Origin of the sequence: Streptomyces sp. NPDC050416 (genome assembly GCF_044458845.1) — a bacterium.
Taxonomy (GTDB): domain Bacteria; phylum Actinomycetota; class Actinomycetes; order Streptomycetales; family Streptomycetaceae; genus Streptomyces.
In genome coordinates this window covers 63545-83205 of sequence record NZ_JBITII010000005.1, presented here as the reverse complement: position 1 = coordinate 83205, position 19661 = coordinate 63545, and the positions used below count along the sequence as shown (strand labels likewise).

Genomic DNA, 19661 nt, shown 5'->3' with positions numbered 1-19661 from the left:
CCGCCCACCGGGGGCGGGCTCGGTGGTGTGGACGGGGCGTGGTCAGCTGGTGATCTCGATACGCCGCGGCTTGGCCTTCTCGGCCTTGGGGACCTTGACGGTGAGCACGCCGTCGGCGAGCTCGGCGGTGATGCGCTCTTCGTCGGTGTCCTGCGGCAGGGTCACCCGGTAGTCGAACTGGCCGGTGCGCCGGGTGCGGCTGCGGAGCACGCCGGTGCGTTCCTTTTCCTTGATCTCGCCGTGCACGGTGAGTTCGCCGGCGTTCAGCTCGACGGTGATGTCGTCCTTCTTCACTCCGGGCAGGTCGACTTCGACGACGTACGCGTCGTCGGTCTCCTCCAGGTCGGCCAGTGGCGCCCAGGTCTCACTGAGCAGGCCGCCACCGCCCGGAACCGCGGACTGCCACAGCTGCCCCATCCGCTGATACAGGTCCTGGAACTCCCTGAAGGGGTCCCATACCGGGCTGCGCTGCTCACGTCGCACGGGAAGCGCCATATCCGATCATCTCCTTCCGAAAGGCGCCTCGGTCGTGGCACGCCACGGCCGTCTCGCGTTCCGGAAGTCCCCCTGACCGGGACCTCCACTATCCATAATCCGCGCATAAGGCCAGATATTCCACGTGCCGTCCTCGTATGGGGACCAACAAGACGGCCTCGTACGGGAATCAACAGGACGGCCGCGCCGTTAGCGGCCGCCGACCGCGCGGTGTAGCGTCGTTATTCCAGCAGTCGTGGTTCCGAAGTCCCGTTCGCCCGTGATCACGATCATGGGCGTTCTTGCTGTTCAGCGCCTCTCCGGACCAGGGCGATCACCTCCCGGGCCCGCACAGTGCGAGCCGGGTTTCCGCAAAGGAGCAGGCCATGGCCAAGGGCACCGTGAAGTGGTTCAACAGCGAAAAGGGATTCGGCTTCATCGAGCAGGAGGGCGGCGGACCCGACGTCTTCGCCCACTACTCCAACATTGCCGCTCAGGGCTTCCGTGAGCTGCACGAGGGGCAGAAGGTCGAGTTCGACGTCACGCAGGGCCAGAAGGGACCGCAGGCCGAGAACATCCGACCGGCATGACCAGCGCCCGGCCAGCCGTCTGGAGGCGCTTGCCCGGTCAGGGAGAAGGTGTTAAATCAAGAGCTGGCACTCTCCGGTCGAGAGTGCCAGCGGCTGGGTCGGGTGGCGGGCTCGTGCGGCAGTGTGCAGCCGTGCGGGCGGGCGTCGCGGACGTCACCCGGGTCCACCGGCATCGATGTATGGATCGGTGTGGAGGAGACGATGACAACGAAGATCATCGCGTACGACGAGGAGGCGCGGCGCGGCCTCGAGCGCGGCATGAACCAGCTCGCGGACGCCGTCAAGGTGACGCTCGGCCCCAAGGGCCGCAACGTCGTCCTGGACAAGAAGTGGGGCGCCCCCACGATCACCAACGATGGTGTGTCCATCGCCAAGGAGATCGAACTCGAGGACCCGTACGAGAAGATCGGCGCCGAGCTGGTCAAGGAAGTCGCCAAGAAGACGGACGACGTCGCCGGTGACGGGACGACCACCGCGACCGTGCTGGCCCAGGCCCTGGTGCGGGAGGGGCTGAAGAACGTCGCCGCCGGCGCCAACCCGATGGCCCTCAAGCGGGGCATCGAACTCGCCGTCGAGCGGGTCAGCGGCGAACTGCTCGCGCAGGCCAAGGAGTTGGAGACCAAGGAGGAGATCGCCAACACCGCGGCCGTGTCGGCGGGCGGTGACCGGGTCATCGGAGACATGATCGCCGAGGCCATGGACAAGGTCGGCAAGGAAGGCGTGATCACCGTCGAGGAGTCCAACACCTTCGGTCTGGAGCTGGAGCTCACCGAGGGCATGCGCTTCGACAAGGGTTACATCTCGCCGTACTTCGTCACCGACCCCGAGCGCATGGAAGCGGTCCTGGAAGACCCGTACATCCTGCTCGTCGGTTCCAAGGTCACCGCCGTCAAGGACCTGCTGCCGCTGCTGGAGCAGGTCATGAAGGAGAGCCGGCCGCTGCTGGTCATCGCCGAGGACGTCGAGGGAGAGGCGCTGGCGACCCTGGTCGTCAACAAGATCCGCGGCACCTTCAAGTCCGTCGCCGTCAAGGCCCCGGGCTTCGGCGACCGTCGCAAGGCCATGCTCGGTGACATGGCGGTCCTGACCGGCGCGACCGTGATCTCGGAAGAGGTCGGCCTGAAGCTGGAGAACGCCACGCTCGACGTGCTGGGCCGGGCCCGCAAGGTGGTCGTGACCAAGGACGACACGACCGTCGTTGAGGGTGCCGGTGACGGCAGGGCGATCGAGGGCCGGGTGCAGCAGATCCGTGCCGAGATCGAGCGCACGGACTCCGACTACGACCGCGAGAAGCTCCAGGAGCGCCTGGCGAAGATGGCCGGCGGTGTCGCGGTCATCAAGGCCGGCGCCGCCACCGAAGTGGAGCTCAAGGAGCGCAAGCACCGCATCGAGGACGCGGTCCGCAACGCGAAGGCGGCCGTCGAGGAGGGCATCGTGCCCGGCGGCGGGGTGGCGCTGCTGCACGCCGCCGAGACCGCGTTCGACAAGCTGGACGCGGAGGGCGAGGAGGCCACCGGCGTGGAGATGGTGCGCCGCGCGCTGAGCGCCCCGCTGCGCCAGATCGCCGCCAACGCCGGGCTGGAAGGCGGCGTGGTGGTGGAGAAGGTGCGCTCTCTGCCGCAGGGCCGCGGCCTGAACGCGGCGACCGGCGAGTACGTCGACATGCTGGCCGAGGGCATCATCGACCCGGCGAAGGTGACCCGCTCCGCCCTGCAGAACGCGGCCTCCATCGCGGGCTTGTTCCTCACCGCCGAGGCGGTCGTCGCCGACAAGCCGGAGGAGGAGAAGGAACCGGCGACTGCGGGAGCCGGCGCCGACTTCTGACGATGCCGGGCGCGGCCGCGCCCGGCATTCATCGAGCCAGGACTGCCCAGTGGGAACGGCTTCGGTCGTTCCCACTGGGCAGCAACGCGTGTTGTGGCAGGTGGCGGGATCATCGGCAGTCCTGGCCGCCGGACCAGCCTGACCGTCCGGCTCTGGCTCGTCCGCCACCTGGCCGCGGCTGCAAGCTCGCGGACGGCCGTCGGCCGACGACTGCAGCCCCGCGCGTACGCACGTTGACCTCTTGTCACGGCACCGGCGTCTGGTCCGCGACGACGCACTCCGCACGCCCCGGGCGCCCCAGTGAGACAGCCGGACGATAGATCCACATAAGTTTTCAAGGGCATCTGCCTGCGCGGTCTGCCCGGCTGTGGCGAACTCGGTGCGCCTCTGACCAGCATGGTCAACACCTTCGGCGGCACCTGGTTCACCAAGGACTGGAAGCCCCAGGTCAACACCGGCGGCTTCAAGGAGGCCACGAAGTTCTACGTCGACCTGGTGCGCAAGCACGGTGAGGCGGGCGCTCCGCAGGCCGGGTTCACCGAGTGCCTCAACGGGATGAGCCAGGGCAAGGTCGCCATGTGGTACGACGCCACCAGCGCGGCCGGTTCCCTGGAGGACCCGAGCAGCAGCAAGGCCGCGGGCAAGATCGGCTACGCGTACGCGCCCACGGTCAGGACCAAGAGCAGCGGCTGGCTGTGGGCCTGGGCGTGGGCGATGCCGAAGACCACCAAGAAGGCCGACGCCGCATCGAAGTTCATGCTCTGGGCGTCCAGCAACTCCACGCCGACCTCGCCCTGATGTCCGCCACCGCGGTCCTGGAAGGCCGCCTCTTCCACCCGTGCCAGCCGGCTTCGGAGTCCTTTCCACGCATCGCTTCCCGGTGTCTGTACTACCGCGGCACCTGTCCGTAGTCAGGGGAGACCGACGGGACAGGTCCTGCTCGCTTCGGATCGGTCCCGTACGCCTCCTGCCCGCTCCTCTGCACATTCATGGGCGTGTGGGCCCTGGCCTGGTAGGTGCGCACCCATCCTGTGGGCGTGCGTGATCCCCCTGTGGCTGAGGCATTCCTCCCGCACGCGGCGTCGCGGCCCACGCTCCCGCGGGTTGCACTGATCGGGGCTGTCAGCGTGCCTCCCGCCCCTGTGCGCCGTCTTTGCGCTCCTCCGCTCCCTTGTTGAGCGGGGTGCTGGTCATAAAGGCTGCCCACAGACGCCTGCAGGAGCCGGCTTAGACGTCGCCGTCGGTGGGGGGAACCCGTGCACGAAACACAAACCAAGACGCTCCACGAAATGGAGTGGGGCATTTTCGTCTCTTACCGTCGTTCGGACTCTGCCGTATCGACCGGGCGACTCGCCGCGGATTTACGCAGGTACTTCGGAAAGGACCGGGTCTACCTGGACATCGATTCCAATCTGTCCGCCCAGAACTACGTCGTCCAGTTGAAACAGGCCCTCGCCACCTCCCGCGCAATGATTGCGGTAGTCGGGCCACAGTGGCTGGCCAACCGGGACGCCGAAGGGGGGCGACGGCTGGACGATCCGGACGACCTGGTCCGTCTGGAACTGGAGACCGCTCTACGAAACGGCATCGCTCTCATTCCAGTACTTGTCGAAGGCGCAACAATGCCCGCCGCGGACCTGATGCCGCCTTCCCTTCAGCGCCTGGCATATCTGCAGGCCGTCAGATTGGCTACCGAAGACTGGCCCTACGACTTCGGCCGTCTCCTGGAGAGCCTCGAGAACCATGCTGTCGTCCCGGCCCCCCAACCAGATGCGACACCACCCAACGAGTTCACGCTTCTCACCACCAAGCGCTATGAACGGACTCTGCAGGCGTCCAGACGCCGAGCGTTCGACGCCTTGACAGGCGCCGTCGAGCTGCTGCGCTACCCGATCATCGAAACCAGCCCCGAAGCCGCACAGGTAATGTTCCATGCCCGCCGCGGCCGCCCAGTCACCGCAAAGGTGATCGATGCCGATCCCGGCCGGTCCACCGTGGTACTGCAACTACCAGCCGTCAAGGCCGGAGCCATCGCCGGCGCATCCCTCCTTCTTGCCGGGCCCACCGGGGGTCTGTCCTTCGTGAGCCTGCCTGCCCTCTGGGCATGGCAGCGTCGCTTCGCCGCCGGCTTCCTTGACAACGTCCAGGGAGTACTGGAAGGACGGGGCGTCGGTGAAGACTCGTCACTGCTTCCTGGAGTCCATGCCTGGCGCAACCGCAAGCGCGAACTGTAATAGGCAACACGATCAGGGGGCATGCGCACGGCGACGATCCCGCCCAAGCCAACGGCCACCGGACCAGAGTGGTTTGCGCGGCGGGTAAGGGCCTCGGCGTCGAAGTCGCGGAGGCCGTCAGGGCATGAGTGCGTTCGCAGGACAGGTAGGACTGACGAGCACGTACCGCACGGGGAGCGTGTTGCGATCGTCCGCCCGGCCGCGCAGGGCATGGATGGGTCCCGGAAAGCGGCCAGCTTCACCAGGAGTGATGGAAGCAGTGGACCGGCGACATCCACGTACGCCGGGTCCTGACCGCCATCGTCCGGCGGGCGCCCGGGGTGCCGGAGGCCATCCGGATCCCCTGTCGACCGAACCCACGCCCCGCCCCCGGTGCTGTCCACCGCGCCCCCGCGGCGGTGGGTCAACGCCAGCCGTGCGACGCCTCCCGCGCAGCCGTGGTGCGTAGCACCTTCGACCCCTCTTGGCAGAGCTCAGTCCGGCGTCTGCCCTCACGTCGTCGCATTGACGTACTTCTTCCCCGGGACCGACGCCGTTTCTGGGCTAGGCACCCTGCGGCACCCTCTCCCGGGCCTAGCGTCGACTCTCTGTAAGGGAGGTGGGCATCGGCTCACGCCCGAGGCCCACGACGGCGAAGGCGCGAACACGAATGGCGCACACCAACATCACCACACGTCGTAGACACAGCAGGCCGCTGTTCCCGCCCGGAACGCCACCGTCGCGCCATCCAGGCAGACGTGCTCTGCTGTCACCCGGATTCCTACTGATGCTTCTGCTGCTGGCCGGAGCCGTCGGGCAGAGCAGCGCCCACGCCGCGGCCCCGCGTCCGACGACGCGTGACGCCCCTCCGTCACTCTCCTCCCTGGTCATCAGGGACCCCGGGCTGGGTCCTTCCCACCGGCTGGTCTCCGAGGGGCCGTGGGAGGGAGAGACGGAGACGAAGTGGCTCTTGGACGTGTGCCAGGGCTGGCAGCGCACATGGCGCTCTCAGAGCGGTGAGGAAGCCCAGGCAGTGGTGTGGCGCTGCTCCGATGCGAGGGACGCGGCCACACTCGTATGGTTCGACGTCTTCGACCCCGACTTCTTCGAGCGCGCCACGAACTTGCGCGCGCTGCCGGGTGTCTGGCTCACCCCCGAGGTGCGCTACGTCAGCGGCGCACGAAGCCGGGCAGCGCTGTTCGCCCAGGGCAATCGTGCGGTGCGGGTGTCCTTGCGGACGCCGGCCGAGGGGCGCCGCGACGCACTGCCCCGACCCGTCACCGCGATGGCCGCCCGGCAGACCGAACTCCTCCCCGGCGAGAGGGCTGAGCTGAAGGCGCCGGAGTACTCCCGGGGCATGGTTGCGCTGCTGACGATGCCCGCGGCGGGCTATCTCCTCTACATCCTCCCCTGGCGCGTGATCCGCACCCGGCACGTGTGGCGTCGTTACCGCGTCCGGCGCGAAGACCCCGCGTGGCGGAACGTGTCACGCCCGGCCCTCAAGCTCGCCGTGCTGGTCCGCGTGCGGGCGGTGTTCCGCGTCTTCGGCTTCTTCGTGCTGTTCCTCCTTCTCGCCACACGCAACCTGACCCACGAGCCGATCGTCATGCTGACCATCGCCTTCATCGGAGGCTGGCTTCTTCCCGGCCGCAGCGGCCTGTTGAAGCGGGCCTGGCAGCCGCGGCCCGTGCGCGGCCGCTGGGACGTACGAGGCGGACACGCATGGGTGGTGCGCACCTGCGGCCTGGCAAGCCTTGTGCTCTACGCGGCAGGACTCGCCGTCTTCTTCCTCTTCTACGTCGCCCAGTTGTCCGGCCTCGGGAATTCACCCCTGATCGACGGGGGTCTGCCCACCAGCCGCTACCTGCAAGTGGAGTCCTTCGGGCAGCTGATGGTCTTCTTGGTCCTGGCGGTCGTCGGTCTTGGGGCGGGCAGCGCGGTGATATTGGTGTCGGGGCTGCTGATGGTCGTCGGAGTGCTGGTCCGCAGGCTGGGCCGCTCCTACGCACTGAAGGACGCCGAGACCGCCCAGGAGGAAAGCGCGGAGCCGCCCGTGCTCTACCTGCGCAGCTTCACCGACGACTCGGCCACGATGCCGTCGAGCGCTATCGCGCGGACGAGTGTGCTTGAGCGGGCAAGCTTTGCCTGGCGCCAGCCCTTCGAGGAGATCACCGTCCGGCACGTCTGGGCTCTGGGCCCGGTGATCGCCGCCTCCCACCCCGCGGACACCAGAAGCAGGGCCGACATCGGCGCGGCCCGTATGAGGCTGGGCGAGAACTGGCAGGCGGAGATCGAGTCCGCTGTGCTCGAATCCCGGCTCGTCGTGGTGGGCGCCACGCCGGAGTCCATTAACGATGGCTTGCGGGACGAGCTGAAGATCCTGGACAGGAATCCGTCGACGCCTGTCGCCCTCGTCCTCGCACCGCTGCCTCGGCACGAGTTGAGCCGCCGATGGCATCAGTTCATCGACGCGACCCAGACGGTGAGAGGCCTCGGTACTCAGCAGCACTCGCGCTTCGACGGACTGCGTGCGCACAGAGACGATGTGAGCGGTCGTCTTGTCCTGCTCAACACCGACGGAACCGAATGGCATGTCTGGGGAGCACGCCGACGCACCGAGTTCACCTACGCGATGGCGTGGGGCGAGGCCCGCGAGGCTCTCACCAGACACTCCACTTCTGCGGCGAGCACTCGGGCCCGGCGACCTGCGTGACCTGACTCTGGACTACTTGGACTTACCCGAAACACTCGGACTTGCTGAAGAGCGCTCGGGAAGGGGAGGTCGGCCGGCTTCATGTCACGTCCTCCGGGGTGATGATCAGACCGGCGGCCCGAGTATCTTCGTGATGACGGGCAGGTAGCGGCGGACCTGCTCGCGGTCGCTCTCCTTCTCCGCCTCCGATAGTTCGGCGTACGGAGTGTCCATCTGCGATTCCCAGCGCAGGACCAGTTCCGCGGGAATGGTGAGCGAACCGTCGCTCTGGCGTGAACACCGAGAGTGAAGGTAGCGCTGCCAGTGAGACCACCTCTCATGCTCCACACTGGCCAGCTCCTCCATTATTTCATCTATGTCGTGTGCCCTCGATGAGTCTTCGGAGTGTACCGGCACCTTAAATCAACCCCTTATTCACAAGCGACCAATAGTGTTGCCCCAGTACAGTCAACTCGCATGATTTGCTCTGCATCGCGGCATGCCACATATGAGGAGCATCGACCGGCCGGACCAGGTTGACCTTCACATAGCGCTGCAGCACGGCGAAGACGGCCGTGCGAGCAGGGTCGGGTGGCGGGATCGAATCGTCGTCCTCTTCCCCCGGGGAACGTTCCGGCTCGAACGACGGGTCCAACTGGAACTTGGAGTCCGGTGACGGGAAGTGCGTGGTCAGCGCTTGGAGATCCGCCAGAGCGATCGGAGGCTCGGATCTCCGCAGCGAGACGAACGTCTTGACGTTCGTCTTGAAGACCGGCCTCTGCGCCCACGGGCCGAGCGATTGATCGATGTGGGCATACACACTGCCGGGCGTGATGTCCCCCACGAGATTGGCAGCCGCGCCGTTCAGCGCGTCCACGAACAGACTTGTGAAGACACCCGCACCGCCACCGGGTGTCTCGTAGGACTCCTGCTCGGCAGTCGACGCGGTCAGGATGGTGACCCCGTCGGATATCTCAGCGAGGCCGGAGGTTGTCGCACTGCTTCCCACCGCGCCGCTGTGACAGCTGTCGAGAATGATGACTTTGTTCCTGGAACGAGATTTGTTCGCCAGTTGCATGAGTTCGGCCAGGGACAGTCCGTCGTCCCCGGTCTCGGAATCGCTCGCGCAGAGAAAGCCACCGGTATCCTCGATGTATCCGTGCCCGGCGAAATAGAATAATGCAATGTCGGAGTCGTCCGCGAACAGCTTCCGGGCCGCCTCCTTGAGGTCCCTCTTGAGCACTCTCCGTTCGGCATTGGTTCCGGTCATGACCTGAGGGGACGGAAAATTCAGAGTGCCGTCCGAGTTGCGTTCCACGGTCGCCCTGACAGCGAATGCGTCGTTGACGCACCCGGTGAGCAGGTCCAGGTGATCGTAGTAATCGATACCAATGATCAGCGCCTTACGCATGGCACTCCTCAAGCGAATCGACCAAGTGCTGGATGTCCACGTCGGCCCACGAGAGACCGGATGCTCACAGGTGCCGGGGAGGGGGCTTGCTTTCGGTGGAGAACATGTCAGCGCCGTCCTCAGGGGTGTGCGCCTTTGAGATCGACGCCACCGGCCGGCCCGGCGAGCTGGTCATTCACGCTACTGGCGCCACTCCCCGGTTGGGCCGGAATTGATCAAAGTGGTTCAAAACCCGCCGCAGTCATCCGCTGGCGGCGAGCTGCCTCTACGAACGCCCTACGGCACTGGACCAGCACGATACGGTAATCCTCCCGCCCGCTTCCGTAGCACAGGGATCTGTCGTGCCGACAACCATCACGGGTCTCATCCTTCTCGTGGTCCTGCTGTTGCCGGGCCTCACGTTCGTCATCGTCCGCGAGCGCCAAGGCAGCGAGCGTCGCCCGACACCCTTTCGTGAGACGGGCACGGTGGTCTTCTGCAGCGTTCTCACCGAGCTGGCAGTGCTGGTTGCCTTCGCGGTACTGCGCGGAGTGATGCCCGGTCATACCCCGGACGTGGGGCGGCTGGTACGGGAGGGCACTCCCTATGCGCAAGTGCACTACGTCGAACTCTTCTGGTGGGCAGGTGGCCTGCTGTCCGCGGCCTGTGCCCTGGCGGCGGTGGCGGCGGCGATGACAGCAGGAGTACCGCATTCCTCGGCGATGTCGGCGTGGTGGGTCATGTTCCATAAGTGGTTCCCGGGGGAGGACCCGCTCGTCGGCTGCGTCCTGGAGGACGGTTCATACATAGAGGGTCGACTCGCGTCGTTCAACGTGAGTTCCGACGACCTGTCGGACAGGGACCTGGTCCTGGTCGAGCCGCTCAAGTACCGGGCGCCCGGGGCGCTGGAGACACGAGACCTCCCGTGGGGCTCGGCATGCGTCTCAGCGCGCCGGATCGTGACCATGTTCGTCAGCTACCCTCCGGCCGCTGAGGGGGAGGGGGAGGGGGAGGGGGCGCCGGCGTCCTCCTCGGTTGCCTCGTAGTCCTGTGCCCCCGGCCCCCGCCCGGTTCGGAAGGGTTCCCCTGACGATCTCCCGGCTTCTTCGGACAGTCTTCCTGGGACGCACTCAGCCTCTCGACCATGGGCAGACTCCCTGACGGTCATGCGCACGCGCTGCCAGATCGTGAAGTGTCCAGCTCTGCAGCCAGCCTACTGACTGCACCGCCGCAGCACTGGCGTCCCGGCTGTGGCACCCCGTGGTCGACTCGGCTGTCGCGCGGCTTGTGCCCAGTTTACCCAACCTCACCCACGCCCAGGACAAAGCTGTCAAAGTCTCCTCACGGGCTGAGGATCTGAATGGTTGGGATCCGATCGGGGGGCTGGCATGTGGCGGTATCGGATGCGGTGGGCGGGTTGGCGGGCGCTCGCGTTGGTGTCGCTGCTCCTGGCTGCCGCAGCGGTCTTCTGGCAGCGAGAGTGGGCCCCACCCCCTGTCAGGACGGTCGTTCCGCCGTACTCCACGCCCGCCGTCGCTCAGCGGCTCCTCACGGCCTCGGATCTGCCCACGCGTGAGAGCGACGTCTGGCTGAGCATGCAGAACGGGCCCCCTGACACCTCCCTCTTCGTCGGGACCGGTCGGCTCCGCGCTGACGTGCGGGACATGACGGTCGTGGGTGCATGGCAGCGGACCTGGGAGGCCGCGGACGCGAGAAGCTCCGTCGGGGTCAGAGGTCTGGAGATGCGCCGAGCCGATTTCGCACGGACGCAGGCGAAGGGCTCATGTTCCCCGTCCGAGGGCTTCAGCGTGGCCGGGGCCGACAGAGCGGGATTCCTCGAGCACGGCGCAAACTACGCCTCCGCTTGCGCGGTGTTCGTCCAAGGCCGTACCGCCGTGGCTGTCTTCGCGCAAGTCAGCCGACCCCAAGCTGCCCGAGCCACGCAGGAGTTGATCACCGACCTGCTCCGGTTGCAACGGCCGCGGATCACCTCTGCCCCGGACCTTCCGGCGCTGACGTGGCGCCAGAGCACCACACGGACAGCCTTGAACGCAGAGGCCATGAGTGTTGCCCTGGGACTGCCGCTGGCGCTCGGGCTGCTGGTTCTGGTGCTCGACCCCGCCAGTTGGCGCCGACTCCGGTCCAGGTTCTCCCGGCCGCGCGAGGACGGCGTCTTCCGCGTCGATCAGCTGGTGGACCTGAGACTGGCCCGCAGCACTGCGGCGGTTCTCGTCAGGTTCTGCGTGTATGCCTGGACGGTGCGCCTGACCGAGCAGCTCTCGTTGGGCGTGTGGGCGACCGTGGGTGTCGCCGTCAGCGCCGTGGCGGGCGTCCTGACCGTCGAGTGGTTGTTGCGCAGACGGCATCCCGGTCGTTGGCGGCCCGCCGTCTTCAGGGGGCGCGGGCGACTCCTTGCCCTGTTCGGGCTGCTGGTGACGGTCACGGTCGCCGCTGCCGGCATGCTACTCGTGGTACTGGGGGCGGACCTTCAGGCCATGGGCACCAGCCCCGTATCGTCCGACTACGTGGCGACCGGCTTCGGGACCGTGGTCAGGGTCGCAGGCGTCGTGATGCTGTTGCTGGCCCTGGTTCCGTTCACCTTGGTACGGCGGCTGGGCATGCGCTCCTTGCGGCGCCAGGTCGAACAGGACCGGCGCCCACCCACACTGATGCTGCGCTCCTTCGCCGATGACCGCCGAGTCCTCCGTGCCCGTCGGCTGGATCGCGCATCCGTCGTCGAGCGGCTCTGTATGCGGCGGTTCGAACGCTTCGAGGAGGTCGCCGCCTCCGCCCTCGCGATGCACGGACCGGTGGAGACCCTCAGCCAGGTGGGAGAGAAGCTCCCCCCTCCTCTGGGAGCGGCGCGGCGCAGCTTCTCTATGGACGATTGGAAGGAGGGGGTGCGCGAACTCCTCGGCCGCTCCCGGCTCGTCTGTGTGACGGTCGGCCGATCGACCTCCTTGCTGTGGGAGATCGAGCAGATCCGCCAGGCCGGTGCCCTGGGGCGCACGATCTTCGTACTGCCTCCGACGGGCCGCCGCGAACAGCGCCTGCGGCTGGCGGCGCTCGCACATGCGCTGCGCATCGACTGGTCCGTTGTGGACCGCTCCCGACCAGGCACCGAGGTGCTGGCCGTCACTGTTCCCTTCGGATCCCCCGTGGTCGTGGTGGGGCGGGCGCCCAACGATGTGAGCTACGAGGCGGCCGTGGAGGTCGCCGCGCTGGCCGTCACAGGAGCGCAGAGCGCTCATGGGGCCGACCTGCGCCAGACGGTCGACGCCTACGTCGCGTACGCGCGGAATCCGTCAGGCGACAGCGGACAGCCAGCCCCTCCCACCAGGCGCCCGGCCCCGCGCGTGAAGATCCACGGGCCCGGCGAGGCGCCCGTCTACCGCTTGTGGTGGCGCAGGAAATGGCTGTGGCCCTGGCTGGCCATGGGAGTGATGACAGCGACCTTCAGCACCGTGCTCGGTGACGCCATCGACGACTCCGAAACCATCAGCTACGGGGCTGCGGTGACGACCGTCGTCCAAGACCAGGCCTCGAACACGGCCTACGCCGTGGTGGCCGGCCGTGCGCTGATGCGTTTGGACTTCGACGAGCCCACCGACCGTGCCGTCGTCAAGTTCGACGACTTCGTCGACGATCTGATCGTCCGAGGTACGGCCGCGTACTACGTCTCGGGGTTGTCGGGCCGCGTGGGCCGCGTCGATCTGCGCACCGGACGCACACTCTGGACGAAGTCCGCCGGTGGTGGCGCACGTGCCCTGGCGCTGGTGGATGACCGTGTCGTGGTGACCTCACCGGCGGCCGGCCGCGTCGACGCGCTCTCAGTGAAGAACGGGCGACTCATGGCGCGGCGAACTCTGCCAGGCGCTCCGTACGGCATCACCACGAGCGACGGCCGCATCTTCGTAAGCCTTGCCCAGGGCGACCGCGTGATGGAACTGGCCGCCGACGACCTGCACATGGTGGCCCGCCTCGCGGCACCACGGAGTCCGCTCCAGCTGACGGCTCAGGGTGGGCAGGTGTGGGTGCGCTCGGGCCTGGACCACGTCCTTCAGGTCGTAGGAACTCGGGCAGGCTCCCCCGCCGGGCGCATGCTGCTGTCCGACCAGAGCGCGCAGGTCTCGGGCAACGGGCGCTGGCTCGCCGTGCAGGGCATGGAGTGGGTGACCGTCGTGAAGCCGGACGGAACACTGCGCCAGTTGCCCCTGCCGGACTCGTCCTTCATCTCGCTGCTCGCACAGAGGGACGGCGCAGTCATCGTCGCGTACAGGACGGGACAGGTGACTCGCTTCCGCTGACACGCTTGTCGGCTCGGCCGGATGCCCCTACTTCTCGCCGCCGCCGGAGCCGCCGGTCACCGAGTGATACCCCGTTCAAGCCTGACCTGAGCGCTCTCGGTACTGCTTCCCGGAGGGGATGCCGTGTCGGATTGTTCCTGGCAGGCTCTTCGTCTGCTGGTGGTCCAGCGGCAGCAACTTGCTGACCTGCGAATACGGCAGCCGTAGCCGCCCGATCCGAGCTGACGGTCCCATCCGGCCAGGGTCGTGACGACCGTCCAGGGGCGTCCAGCCGATCCAGGTGGCAACGGGCATTGCGCGGCGAACGCGGTGTCGTCGCGGCGCCCGGGCGTACGTGGACAGGGCGGGTCCTCTCACAGCGCTGACAAGCACCTACAAATGACAACGGTCGCTGAACGCACACAGGTTATTGCGGTTTCGTCATTGTTTCTTCACTTCTGTGCATGAGAGCGGTAAGGATCCGGATCCGCCGCCTGCGCGCCTCATCCTGAGAGGCTCTGGAGGGGCCTCCCGGGCCGAAGAGACCTCCGGTCAGGCTGGGACTGGTCGGCGAGGGGGGAGGGTGTGGGAGCGGTGGGGGAGGGGGTGCTCGAGGTCGACTCCGTCGGGGATGCCGAGGGGGTGGCGGACGGCGCTCCGTTCTCGTCGGCTACCTGGCCGAGTGGCGGTGCCGGGCGGAAGGACTTCACGGGCTGGTCCTGGAGGGCTGCGGACATGTAGCCGAGCCACACCTGGGTCGGCATGTCCGCGCCGAAGACGTTGCTTCGGACGGAACCTGCGACAGGGGCACGTTCTGCCGGTTCACCTGGCCCACGCTGGCCATCTGCGAGCCGTCCGACCAGTAATCGATACGAAATGGCCTCCGGCTGACCGACTCGATGCTTCGATCAGGCCCTCGACCGATTCGAAGTCGGCCCGAGTCCGTGGCCCGTGTCCGGCTGGGTGAGTGAGGTTGTAATCCCGACCTGCGAAGGCTTGCCGAACAAGCGACTGGTTGCAGGGGGGATGTGGGCCTCGCGGGGGTCTCGCGCACGTGACCGCGGGTCAAGCCACCTGGCCTGTGTCCAACCCTGAGCGCTGCGACGCTTCCTGCTCGCTTCCGTCCGACCCTGATCACCTCTCGCTCGCTTACGGCACATTCCTTTGGAAAATGCCAAAGCCTTCACCTGGGCCAAGCACGTTCCGTAGTGTCGTGCTCACGTTCGCGGGAACGGCCGTGCAGGGGAGGGGATTCGGCGTGCCCGGAATCGACGAGAGTCTGCTGGAGGCCATGCGGCTGCCCGGTGCGCGAGGGGCGGCGGTGGTCGACTGGATCAGCGGTCTCGCCCTGGGCGCGGTGGGTGACGCCCCGGGCGGCGACCTCGAGGCGGCGGCCGCGGAGACCGCCGAACTCGCCCGCCTCGCCACGGAGAGCGGCGTGCTCGCCCCGGCCGGCGGCGACGCGGGCGGAGCGTCCGGCAAGGAACCACCCGTACAGGACCTGATCATCACGAACACCGACTCGTACCACCTGCTCAGGTTCGTCACCACGACCTTCGACAGCACCGTCTTCCTGCACTTGTGGCTCGACCGCGGGGAGGGCAACCTCGCCCTGGCCCGCATCCGGCTGGCCGAGATGGCGGACAGACTGGTGCTCGGATGATCACGCCGACCCGGACCGCACGCACGGACGAGCCGGCCTCGGCCCTGCTCGGCACCCTCGCCGCCCAGGGTGCGAGCGGTGCCCTGTCGACCGAGGCGGGGATCGTCTACCTGGCCGCTGGACATGTCGTCCATGTCGAATCCGCCCTCACCCCCGACATCGGCGATCTGCTCACCCACAGCGGCGCGCTCGCCCCGGACGGCTGGTGGGAGGCCATCGACGAGGCCGGCCGCGAGTGCCGCGTCGGCCGTCGACTGGTGGACAGCGGCCACCTCGCCGCGGGCGCGCTCGAACTGTGCCACCTGGGCGCCCTCTTCGACGCGGCGTACTTCGTCCTCGCCTACGACGGACCGGCCCTCCGCTTCCGTCCCGGAGCCGCGCACTGGCTCGGCGCGGTCCGTCCCGTGCCGGTGGACAGCGTCCTGCGCGAGTCGAGACGCCGCCGTGAACTGCTGCACCGCATATGGCCCGAGCCCACCGTCGACCTCGCCCCGCTCGCCCGCGTCCCCGGCACCGACCCGGCGGACCTGCCGGCCCGCCGCGGCCGCACCCTCGCCCAGGTCGACGGTGTCCGCACTGCCGCCCAGATCGCCACCGCCCTCGCCAGCCGCACCTTCCACACGCTCGTGGAACTCCGCCGCCTGGCCGCCGCCGGGCTGATCGCCCCCAAAGTCCCCGGCCCCGCCCCCGTCAACGCCCCCGCCCCCGCCAACGTCCCTGCCTCTGCCTCTGCCCCCGCCACCGCCCTTGCCCCCGCACCCGTGTCCGCCGAGCCGGGCCCCGCCCCTCGTCCCACGGCACCGGACGAGCCCGACACCGCACTGCTGCGACGGCTCCTGCACGCCTTGGAGGCACTGTGATCCGCGCGCGACGACAGCGTGCCGAAAGGAGACTGCTCATGGCCGTCGAGACCGACGTCCTCGACGAACTGCGTCGGCTCCGCACCCGCGTACCCCGCCTGACCGGTTCGCTCGCGGCCACCGTCGACGGACTCGTCCTCGCCCACGACGTCCCGGACACCGAACCGGAGGGACTCGCGGCGCTCACCGCCGCGGCCCTCGGCGTCGCCCACCGCATGACCGACGCCGCGGCCCGCGGCGACTTCCGCGAACTGCTGGTGCGCGGCTCCGGAGGCTACGTCGCCACCTACGCGGCCGGGATGACCGCCGTCCTGACCCTCCTCGCCGAGGACCGCGTCAACGTCGGCCGCCTCCACCTGGAGGGCCGGCGCGCCGGCGCCCGGATCGCCGACCTGGTGGCCACGCACGTCGGGCCGGGCACCGGCCGCCACGCCGACCGGCCCGCGCCCGCCGAACACCTCGCGGCGGCGCCCCCGGCCACGGCCCGCCCCATCGGCACCCTCCCGGTACGCACGCCGCAGCGGCCCACCCACCAGCCGCGCCCGCAGACCGGCATCTGAGCCACCCGAACCACCCGATCCACCCGAACCATCCGAACCGTCCGACCCGCCGAAGAAACACCGAACGAAAGGAACCGCCCGCATGGCCAACACCGAGACCGCGCTGAAGGAATGCCTGAGCTCCATCGACGGAGCGACGGCCGTGGCACTCGTCGACTACACCAGCGGCATGGCGCTCGGCACCCTCGGCGGCACCAAGGACTTCAACCTGGAGGTCGCCGCCGCCGGCAACACCGACGTCGTACGGGCCAAGCTGCGCACCATGGAACTCCTGGGCCTGAAGGAGGAGATCGAGGACATCCTGATCACCCTGAACTCCCAGTACCACCTCATCCGCCTGCTCAAGGGCCGCGGCGGCAGCGGACTGTTCCTGTACCTCGTGCTCGACGCGAGCCGAGCGAACCTGGCGATGGCCCGCCACCAGCTCCGCCGGATCGAAAACGACCTGGAGGTCTGAGCCGGCACCACCGGACGGGAGCCCTCCGCCACGGACACGTCGCGGAGGGCCCCGGCATGCCGGGAGACGGGCCTACGGTGGGTCCCATGACGGCACCCCTGGACGTGCTCGTCGTGGGCGCGGGCCCGACCGGACTCGCACTCGCGACCCAGCTCCGCGCGTACGACACCCCGTTCCGGATCGTCGACCGTTCACTGGACCGTGCGCGGGAGTCACGCGCCCCGGCCATCCAGCCCCGCACCCTGGAGATGCTGGCCGGGTTCGGCGTGACGGACGAACTGGTCGACAGGGGGAACGCGGCGGTCCGGCTGCACCTGCACTTTCCCGGACGGGTGCTGCACGTGCCGGTGTTCGACGTCGGCTGCGACGACACGCCGTATCCCTTCCTGCTCTTCCTCCCGCAGTCGGAGACGGAGGCGGTCCTCACGGCCGGTCTCGCCGCGCGGGACGTCACCGTCGAGCGGGGGGCGGAGCTGGTGAGCGCCGAGGCGGACGGCGAGTTCGTCACCTGCCGCCTGCGCCACGGCGAGGACGGCGAGGAGAGGGTGCGGACCCGCTACGTCGTCGGCTGCGACGGCGCCCACAGCACCGTGCGCGACCAGGCGGGCATCGCGTTCGAGGGATACGCCTACCCGCAGACGTTCCTGCTGGCCGACCTGGAGGTCGACGGACTGGAGCCGGGCGCCGCGCACACCTTCATGACCGCCTCCGGCCTGCTGTTCTTCTTCCCTCTCGGCACCCCGGCCACCTGGCGGATGATCGCCACGCACCCGCCGGGAGCCCGGTCCGACGACGTGACCCCGGACCTCCTCCAGCAGATCGCCGACGACTGGACGACCGACCGGCTGACCCTGCGGGACCCGGTCTGGACGACGACCTTCCGCATCCACAACCGCGGCGCCGCCCACTACCGCAAGGGCCCGTTCTTCCTCGCCGGAGATGCCGCGCACATCCACAGCCCGGCCGGGGGACAGGGCATGAACACCGGTATCCAGGACGCGCTCAACCTGGGCTGGAAACTCGCCCACGTCTGCCGCGGGGAAGCGCCGGAGGACCTGCTGGAGACCTACGAGGCGGAGCGGGCCCCGGTCGGCCACCGCGTACGGCGCCTCACCGACCGCGCCTTCACCGTCGGCACGAGCAGCCACCCGGCCCCGCGGCTGGCCCGCACCCACCTCGCCCCGCTCTTCGCTCCGCTGCTCCTGCGGGCGACCGGCCCCCGCGCACGTCTCTTCCGCACGGTGTCCGAACTCGGCATCCACTACCGTCGCGGCCCCGTCTCCACCACCGGACCGGCCCGGCCGGCGCGCGGCCCCCGGGCGGGAGACCGGCTCCCCGATGTCCCACGCGGCCTCCAGCGGCGGATCGCAGGCCCGGGCCACCACCTCCTGCTCACCGGCTCCTGGCCCGGGATTCCGCCGCTGCACGACCTGGTCGACGTCCACCGCCTCGGCACGGAAAGTCCCTGGCCCGGCATCACCCACGCCCTCGTACGACCCGACGGATACGTGGGTTACGTCGCCCGCGGCACCGACCTCACGGGCCTGCGCTCCTACCTCGACCGCTGGCTGCCCAGCCCGAAAACCTAGGCGGGAAGACCCTTCAGCCACTCGATCAGCAGCCGGTTGGTCTCGGCGGGACGCTCCTGCTGGAGGAAGTGTCCGCAGCCGTCGAGGATGTGAGAGGCCGTCAGTCCGGGCAGTGTGGTCGGGTACGCGGCGATCGCGTCGGACAGCCAGGTCGTGGACGCGTCCAGGCCGCCGCCGATGAACAGCGACGGCTGCGTGACGGGGGCACCGGCGAAGTCCGCCAGGTCCTGCCAGTCGCGGTCCATGTTCCGGTAGCGGTTCAAGGCGCCGGTCATGCCCGTGCGTTCGAACTCCCCGGCGTAGACATCGAGATCGGCCTCGCTCAGCCAGTGTGGCAGCCGGCCCACGGGGAAGCGGTCGCGCAGCCGGCCTCCGCGCGCCACGAAATGCGGGTCGGCCTCCGGCATCGTGTCCGGGGACAGTGCCGCGTAGAAGCCCCCGAGCCAGCCGCGCACATCGGGCTCGATCTCCGCCTCGGCCCGGCCGGGCTCCTGGAAGCAGGAGACGTAGAACTCCTCCTCGCCGCCCATCCGCGCGAAGACCTCGCTGGGCCTGGGCCCGCCGGGCGGGGTGTAGGGCACGCTCAGCAGCGCGACCGCGCGGAACACGTCCGGCCGGACCAACGCGGACGTCGCGGCGATGGTCGCGCCCCAGTCGTGCCCGACGAGCACCGCGGACCGCTCGCCCAGCGTCTCCACGACGGCGACGTTGTCGGCCACCAGCTCGAGCATCCGGTAGGCGTCCACCTCCGCGGGCCGGGACGAGCGCCCGTAGCCGCGCACGTCGACGGCCACCGCGCGGTAGCCCGCGGCGGCAAGGGCCGGCAGCTGGTGGCGCCAGGCGTACCAGGACTCGGGGAATCCGTGCAGGAGCAGGACCAGTGGCCCGTCACCCTGCTCGACGAGGTGAAGGCGGCCGGCCGGTGAAGGCACCAGGCGATGGGTGTGGTCGACGGCGGACGTCTGCGGCATGGATCCTCCCGCGTTCCGGAAAGGGGCGCTCGGTCCACCGATCATGCAGCGCCCGCCGCGACGCACACCAAGCCTGTTGCCGGTTCGGCAAA

The 19661-nt window shown here is 68.8% G+C and carries 15 protein-coding genes and 1 pseudogene; 12 read left to right on the top strand and 4 right to left on the bottom strand.

From position 1 onward, the window contains the following. Positions 1–42: 42 nt before the first annotated feature. Positions 43–495, bottom strand: coding sequence for an Hsp20/alpha crystallin family protein (locus ACIBL4_RS17040; RefSeq protein ID WP_399410724.1), 453 nt, complete (start codon positions 493–495; stop codon positions 43–45). Positions 496–860: 365 nt separating this feature from the next. On the opposite strand from ACIBL4_RS17040, the gene ACIBL4_RS17035 reads away from it, so the two are divergent. The 5 genes and pseudogenes from ACIBL4_RS17035 to ACIBL4_RS17015 all read left to right on the top strand — a co-directional run bounded on the left by ACIBL4_RS17035 (position 861) and on the right by ACIBL4_RS17015 (position 7814). Then, positions 861–1064 carry a cold-shock protein gene (locus tag ACIBL4_RS17035; RefSeq protein ID WP_356924936.1) on the top strand — a complete coding sequence of 68 codons (204 nt, stop codon included), beginning with the start codon at positions 861–863 and terminating at the stop codon, positions 1062–1064. Between the two features lie 201 nt (positions 1065–1265). Then, the gene (gene groL / locus ACIBL4_RS17030; RefSeq protein WP_399410722.1) at positions 1266–2888 is read left to right on the top strand and encodes a chaperonin GroEL; all 1623 of its coding nucleotides are present in this window, start codon (positions 1266–1268) and stop codon (positions 2886–2888) included. Between the two features lie 336 nt (positions 2889–3224). Then, positions 3225–3662: pseudogene (locus ACIBL4_RS17025) on the top strand (extracellular solute-binding protein); the annotation flags it as partial. Between the two features lie 482 nt (positions 3663–4144). Then, the gene (locus ACIBL4_RS17020; RefSeq protein ID WP_399410720.1) at positions 4145–5122 is read left to right on the top strand and encodes a toll/interleukin-1 receptor domain-containing protein; all 978 of its coding nucleotides are present in this window, start codon (positions 4145–4147) and stop codon (positions 5120–5122) included. 766 nt (positions 5123–5888) lie between these two features. After that, positions 5889–7814, top strand: coding sequence for a hypothetical protein (locus ACIBL4_RS17015; RefSeq protein WP_399410718.1), 1926 nt, complete (start codon positions 5889–5891; stop codon positions 7812–7814). A 105-nt stretch (positions 7815–7919) separates the two neighbouring features. Here ACIBL4_RS17015 and ACIBL4_RS17010 read toward each other — a convergent pair whose 3' ends face one another. Together ACIBL4_RS17010 and ACIBL4_RS17005 are read right to left on the bottom strand one after the other, a co-directional pair. Further along, positions 7920–8159 (bottom strand): hypothetical protein, encoded by a 240-nt coding sequence (locus ACIBL4_RS17010; RefSeq protein ID WP_399410716.1) that lies wholly within the window; start codon positions 8157–8159, stop codon positions 7920–7922. 52 nt (positions 8160–8211) lie between these two features. Then, on the bottom strand, positions 8212–9204 hold the full coding sequence (locus ACIBL4_RS17005) for a caspase domain-containing protein (protein ID WP_399410714.1): 993 nt from the start codon (positions 9202–9204) through the stop codon (positions 8212–8214). 341 nt (positions 9205–9545) lie between these two features. Between ACIBL4_RS17005 and ACIBL4_RS17000 the strand changes: the two genes are divergently transcribed. The 7 genes from ACIBL4_RS17000 to ACIBL4_RS16970 all read left to right on the top strand — a co-directional run bounded on the left by ACIBL4_RS17000 (position 9546) and on the right by ACIBL4_RS16970 (position 18598). Next, positions 9546–10229: a DUF6338 family protein gene (locus ACIBL4_RS17000; RefSeq protein ID WP_399410712.1), complete on the top strand. Its 684-nt coding sequence runs from the start codon at positions 9546–9548 to the stop codon at positions 10227–10229. Between the two features lie 762 nt (positions 10230–10991). Continuing rightward, positions 10992–13490 carry a PQQ-binding-like beta-propeller repeat protein gene (locus tag ACIBL4_RS16995; RefSeq protein ID WP_399410710.1) on the top strand — a complete coding sequence of 833 codons (2499 nt, stop codon included), beginning with the start codon at positions 10992–10994 and terminating at the stop codon, positions 13488–13490. 1237 nt (positions 13491–14727) lie between these two features. Next, complete coding sequence (locus ACIBL4_RS16990; RefSeq protein WP_306969873.1) at positions 14728–15132, top strand: hypothetical protein; 405 nt, start codon at positions 14728–14730, stop codon at positions 15130–15132. Then, the gene (locus ACIBL4_RS16985) at positions 15129–15992 is read left to right on the top strand and encodes a hypothetical protein (RefSeq protein WP_399410708.1); all 864 of its coding nucleotides are present in this window, start codon (positions 15129–15131) and stop codon (positions 15990–15992) included. The genes ACIBL4_RS16990 and ACIBL4_RS16985 overlap by 4 nt, the downstream gene beginning before the upstream one ends. Before the next feature lie 38 nt (positions 15993–16030). Beyond that, entirely contained in the window at positions 16031–16552 is a 522-nt protein-coding gene (locus ACIBL4_RS16980; RefSeq protein WP_399410706.1) for a roadblock/LC7 domain-containing protein, read from the top strand. Between the two features lie 82 nt (positions 16553–16634). Then, positions 16635–17009: a hypothetical protein gene (locus ACIBL4_RS16975; protein ID WP_307173218.1), complete on the top strand. Its 375-nt coding sequence runs from the start codon at positions 16635–16637 to the stop codon at positions 17007–17009. 86 nt (positions 17010–17095) lie between these two features. Then, positions 17096–18598, top strand: a complete 1503-nt coding sequence (locus ACIBL4_RS16970; RefSeq protein ID WP_399410704.1) for an FAD-dependent monooxygenase — start codon at positions 17096–17098, stop codon at positions 18596–18598. Here the strand turns inward: ACIBL4_RS16970 and ACIBL4_RS16965 are convergent. Then, positions 18595–19569 (bottom strand): alpha/beta fold hydrolase, encoded by a 975-nt coding sequence (locus ACIBL4_RS16965; protein WP_399410702.1) that lies wholly within the window; start codon positions 19567–19569, stop codon positions 18595–18597. The two genes, ACIBL4_RS16970 and ACIBL4_RS16965, sit on opposite strands and share 4 nt — an antisense overlap. Positions 19570–19661: the final 92 nt, after the last annotated feature.

What these genes read in the sequence shown, in the direction of transcription:
- ACIBL4_RS17040 (WP_399410724.1), bottom strand. Translation starts at nt 495, where the DNA reads ATGGCGCTTCCCGTGCGACGTGAGCAGCGCAGCCCGGTATGGGACCCC.
- ACIBL4_RS17035 (WP_356924936.1), top strand. Translation starts at nt 861, where the DNA reads ATGGCCAAGGGCACCGTGAAGTGGTTCAACAGCGAAAAGGGATTCGGC.
- groL (WP_399410722.1), top strand. Translation starts at nt 1,266, where the DNA reads ATGACAACGAAGATCATCGCGTACGACGAGGAGGCGCGGCGCGGCCTC.
- ACIBL4_RS17015 (WP_399410718.1), top strand. Translation starts at nt 5,889, where the DNA reads ATGCTTCTGCTGCTGGCCGGAGCCGTCGGGCAGAGCAGCGCCCACGCC.
- ACIBL4_RS17010 (WP_399410716.1), bottom strand. Translation starts at nt 8,159, where the DNA reads ATGGAGGAGCTGGCCAGTGTGGAGCATGAGAGGTGGTCTCACTGGCAG.
- ACIBL4_RS17005 (WP_399410714.1), bottom strand. Translation starts at nt 9,204, where the DNA reads ATGCGTAAGGCGCTGATCATTGGTATCGATTACTACGATCACCTGGAC.
- ACIBL4_RS16985 (WP_399410708.1), top strand. Translation starts at nt 15,129, where the DNA reads ATGATCACGCCGACCCGGACCGCACGCACGGACGAGCCGGCCTCGGCC.
- ACIBL4_RS16980 (WP_399410706.1), top strand. Translation starts at nt 16,031, where the DNA reads ATGGCCGTCGAGACCGACGTCCTCGACGAACTGCGTCGGCTCCGCACC.
- ACIBL4_RS16975 (WP_307173218.1), top strand. Translation starts at nt 16,635, where the DNA reads ATGGCCAACACCGAGACCGCGCTGAAGGAATGCCTGAGCTCCATCGAC.
- ACIBL4_RS16970 (WP_399410704.1), top strand. Translation starts at nt 17,096, where the DNA reads ATGACGGCACCCCTGGACGTGCTCGTCGTGGGCGCGGGCCCGACCGGA.
- ACIBL4_RS16965 (WP_399410702.1), bottom strand. Translation starts at nt 19,569, where the DNA reads ATGCCGCAGACGTCCGCCGTCGACCACACCCATCGCCTGGTGCCTTCA.